The 4,145-nt window shown below is 61.7% G+C and carries 4 protein-coding genes; 1 reads left to right on the top strand and 3 read right to left on the bottom strand.

The annotated features are described in order from the left end of the window. Positions 1-855: cytosine permease (locus EN906_RS25160; protein WP_206529162.1), on the top strand; the 855-nt coding region annotated here is incomplete at its 5' end. Between the two features lie 35 nt (positions 856-890). Here EN906_RS25160 and EN906_RS25155 read toward each other — a convergent pair. From EN906_RS25155 to EN906_RS25145, 3 genes are all read right to left on the bottom strand, one after another. Further along, positions 891-1,427, bottom strand: a complete 537-nt coding sequence (locus EN906_RS25155; protein ID WP_127268715.1) for a DUF1697 domain-containing protein — start codon at positions 1,425-1,427, stop codon at positions 891-893. 18 nt (positions 1,428-1,445) lie between these two features. Beyond that, complete coding sequence (locus tag EN906_RS25150; protein ID WP_164748819.1) at positions 1,446-3,074, bottom strand: CTP synthase; 1,629 nt, start codon at positions 3,072-3,074, stop codon at positions 1,446-1,448. 146 nt (positions 3,075-3,220) lie between these two features. Further along, positions 3,221-4,145 (bottom strand): L,D-transpeptidase (locus EN906_RS25145; RefSeq protein WP_164777343.1); only part of this gene is annotated, 925 nt, incomplete at its 5' end.

Genomic DNA, 4,145 nt, shown 5'->3' with positions numbered 1-4,145 from the left:
AGATTTGCCTTCACCAGCGATATCCCGATGGACGTGTTGCTGGACAAGACGAAGGACGCGGGCGTGCCCGGCACGCCGGGATCGTGGACCTCGCTGTTTGCGGTGGCCGCGATCTGGGTCACCTATTTCTCGGCGCTCTATCTCAACTTCTGCGATTTCGCCCGTTACGCGCCGGACAAGGCATCGCTGCGCAAGGGCAACATCTGGGGCCTGCCGATCAACCTGATCCTGTTCTCGCTGGTCGCCGGCGTCACCACCATTGCCGCCTTTGACGTTTATGGCGAGGTGCTGCTGCATCCCGACCAGATCTCGGCGAAATTCGACAGCTGGTTCCTGGCAGCGCTCGCAGCCCTGACCTTTGCCGTGGCAACCCTCGGCATCAACGTGGTGGCAAACTTCGTCTCGCCGGCCTTCGACTTCTCCAACGTCTTTCCCAGGCAGATCGACTTCAAGAAGGGCGGCTATATCGCGGCCGTGATTGCCCTGCTGCTTTACCCCTTCGCGCCGTGGGAAGGCAGTGCCGCTTCCTTCGTCAACATCATCGGCGCGACAATGGGGCCGATCTTCGGGGTGATGATGGTCGACTACTACCTGATCCGGAAGGGCGAGGTCGACGTCGAGGCGCTCTACCGCGAGGACGGCGAGTTCCGTTTCCAGGGCGGCTGGCACGTCAATGCCTTCATCGCAGCAGGCATCGGCGCCATCTTCTCGTCGATCCTGCCCAACTTCACCAACTGGCTGCCGTCCTGGTGGGGTGTCTATGGCTGGTTCTTCGGCGTGGCGATCGCCGGCATTATCTACTACGTGCTGCGCACCGCCGCTCTGGGCGCAGGCGCCAAGACCGCGAAAGCCTGACGAGCATCATCAGGGGCGGCGCAAAGCCGCCCCAACTACCCGATCATCTCGGCCAATTTGCGCACCGTGTTCCAGTTGCGCGACGTGCCGATGCCCATGCGCTTGTGGTTCATTGCCGCGAGCAGCCGCGAACTTGGCCTCTCTCGCGAAAAGACGACCCAGATGTCGCCGCCGAGCGAAGTCACTTTCTCGTCCTCGGCGGCATAGGCCTGCAGTGCCGTCACGGCCTGCTCGGGTGCAGGCTTACGCATCACGCGCACCGCCACCTGATCCGCGGTCGCATTCGATTCCATCGGAAACGGATTGCCGGCGGCAAGCTTCAGCCAGTCCTCGGCACCGCGCACAATGATATCGACATGGCGGCCGAAGGTTTTTTCGAAGGCTGCCTCCAACCACTGTTCGAGGTCGGCGATATCAGTTGCCGGTGCCTCGAAGACCAGATTGCCCGTCGCCACCAGCGTGCGCGGGTTGTTCAGCCCGAGCTCTTCGGCCATGGCCTTGAGGTCGGCCATGACGACCCGTCGCCCCTCAGCCAGGATGATGCTGTAAAGCAGTGCGACATAGGTCTGCATTGCCGCCCGACCTGATCGCTACACCAGCCGGCTCTGCTCCACGGCCGCCTCGATGAAACTGGCGAACAGCGGATGCGGCTCGAGCGGCCGGCTTTTCAGTTCCGGGTGATACTGCACGCCGATGAACCACGGATGGTCCGGGTATTCGACCGTTTCCGGCAACACGCCGTCGGGCGACATACCGGCAAACACCAGGCCGCAATCCTCGAGCCGCTCCTTGTAGTCGACATTGACCTCGTAGCGGTGGCGATGGCGCTCGAAAATCTGTGTGTCGCCATAGATCTCGGCGATCTTGGAGCCCTTGGCGAGCTCGGCCTGATAGGCGCCGAGCCGCATCGTGCCGCCGAGATCGCCGGTTTCGCGGCGCTTCTCCAGCATGTTGCCTTTCAGCCATTCGGTCATCAGGCCGACCACCGGTTCCTCGGTCGGACCAAACTCGGTCGAAGACGCATGTTCGACGCCGGCCAGCGACCGCGCTGCCTCGATGCAGGCCATCTGCATGCCGAAGCAGATGCCGAAATACGGCACCTTGCGCTCACGCGCGAACTTCGCCGCCAGGATCTTGCCTTCCGCACCGCGCTCGCCAAAGCCGCCTGGGACCAGGATGCCATGCACCTTTTCCAGCCAGGGCGTCGGATCCTCTTTTTCGAAGATCTCCGATTCGATCCAGTCGAGCTTGACCTTGACGTGGTTGGCAAGGCCGCCATGCGAGAGCGCCTCGATCAGAGATTTGTAGGCGTCCTTGAGGCCGGTATATTTGCCGACAACGGCGATGGTGACCTCGCCTTCAGGATTGTGGATGCGGTTGGACACCGCCTGCCACGGCTCCATGCGCGGCTTCGGCGCCGGATCGATGCCGAAGGCGGCCAGCACTTCCGAATCGAGCCCTTCCCTATGGTATGCCATCGGCACATCGTAGATATGCGGCACGTCGAGCGCCTGAATCACGGCACTTTCGCGCACATTGCAAAACAGCGACAGTTTCCTGCGCTCTTCCTTGGGAATGGCGCGGTCGGCACGGACCAGCAGGATATCGGGCGCGATGCCGATGCCGCGCAGCTCCTTGACCGAATGCTGAGTCGGCTTGGTCTTCAGCTCGCCTGCCGTCGGGATGTAGGGCATCAGCGTCAGATGGACGTAGACGGCGTTGTTGCGCGGCAGGTCGTTGCCGAGCTGACGAATAGCTTCCAGGAATGGCATCGCCTCGATGTCGCCGACCGTGCCGCCGATCTCGCACAACACGAAATCATAATCGTCATTGCCGTTGAGAACGAAATTTTTGATCTCATCGGTGACGTGCGGGATGACCTGCACGGTTGCGCCGAGATAGTCGCCGCGCCGCTCGCGCTCGATGATGTTCTTGTAGATGCGGCCGGTGGTGATGTTGTCCTGCTGGTTGGCGGAGCGGCCTGTGAAGCGCTCGTAATGGCCAAGATCGAGATCGGTTTCCGCACCATCGTCGGTGACGAAGACTTCGCCATGCTGGTACGGCGACATCGTGCCTGGATCGACATTCAGGTAGGGATCGAGTTTTTTGATGCGTGCGCGATAGCCTCGCGCCTGCAGGAGAGCCCCAAGGGCCGCTGCGGCAATGCCTTTTCCAAGTGAGGAAACCACGCCGCCTGTGATGAATACATATCGCGCCATGGGAGTCATCGCTTAACGCGGCCGGATTGATTCCGCCAGAGAAAAAACCGCCGCGAAGCTTTTTTCCCAAGAAGGCGCTTGGATCGTGAACAAGGCAAAACAAAAGGGCCGGCTGAGCCGGCCCTTTCGGCAGGATGACGAAAACGTCAGATGATGACGACCTTGGTGCCAACCCTGACGCGGCTGTAAAGGTCCATGACGTGCTCGTTGATCATGCGGAAGCAACCATTCGAAGCGCTGGTTCCGATCGACTGCGGCGCAATGGTGCCGTGGATGCGCAGATGCGTGTCCTTCTTGCCGTCATAGAGATAGATGGCGCGCGCGCCGAGCGGATTCTGGCCACCGCCGGGCATACCGTCCTTATACTGGCCGTAATGCTTCGGCTCGCGCTTCTGCATGTCCAGCGTCGGGATCCAGCGCGGCCATTCCTGCTTGTCACCGACTGCAACCGTACCCTTGAACTGCAGGCCGTCGCGGCCGACCGCGATGGCGTAGCGGCGCGCGGTGGAGGACGATTCGACGAGGTAGAGGCGGCGCGCGCTGGTGTCGATAACGATGGTGCCGGCAGCGTAACCGCTGAATTCCACGTCCTGCGGCACGAATTCCGGCTTCACCTTGAACTGCTTCTTGGCTTCCCTCTTGGCGAGAGCCTGGTCGAGAGCCCGTGTCTCGGGAAGATATGAAATCGACGAAGAGGAAGAGCTACCGCCGAAGAGACCGGCGAACAAACCGCCGCTGCTCGGCTGCTTCTGGCCGATGACCTCGCTACGCAACTCGCCATTGTTGCCGGTCAGGGCGATGTTCATCGCCTCTGCCGGAAGCGGCTCGGCCGACTGGATCGGCGCGATCGGTTCGATTGGTTCGATGATCTTGGCAACCAGCTTCTTGGCTGGCTTGGCATCGGCCACCTGGGTTGCCTGCGCGCCCTTGCCCTTCTTGGCCAGGAACGCCTGCCGTTCAGCGTCGGCCTTGGCCTTGGCCGCCTCGCGCATCGCCAGTTTCCTGGCTTCGAGCGCCTTGGCTTTGGCGGCTTCCTTGTCGGCAACGATCTTGGCCTCGATCTTCTTGATC

Source organism: Mesorhizobium sp. M7A.F.Ca.CA.004.06.1.1 (genome assembly GCF_003999135.1).
GTDB lineage: Bacteria > Pseudomonadota > Alphaproteobacteria > Rhizobiales > Rhizobiaceae > Mesorhizobium.
Note: the sequence above shows the minus strand (reverse complement) of the source record. Positions and strands in the feature narration are given on the sequence as shown.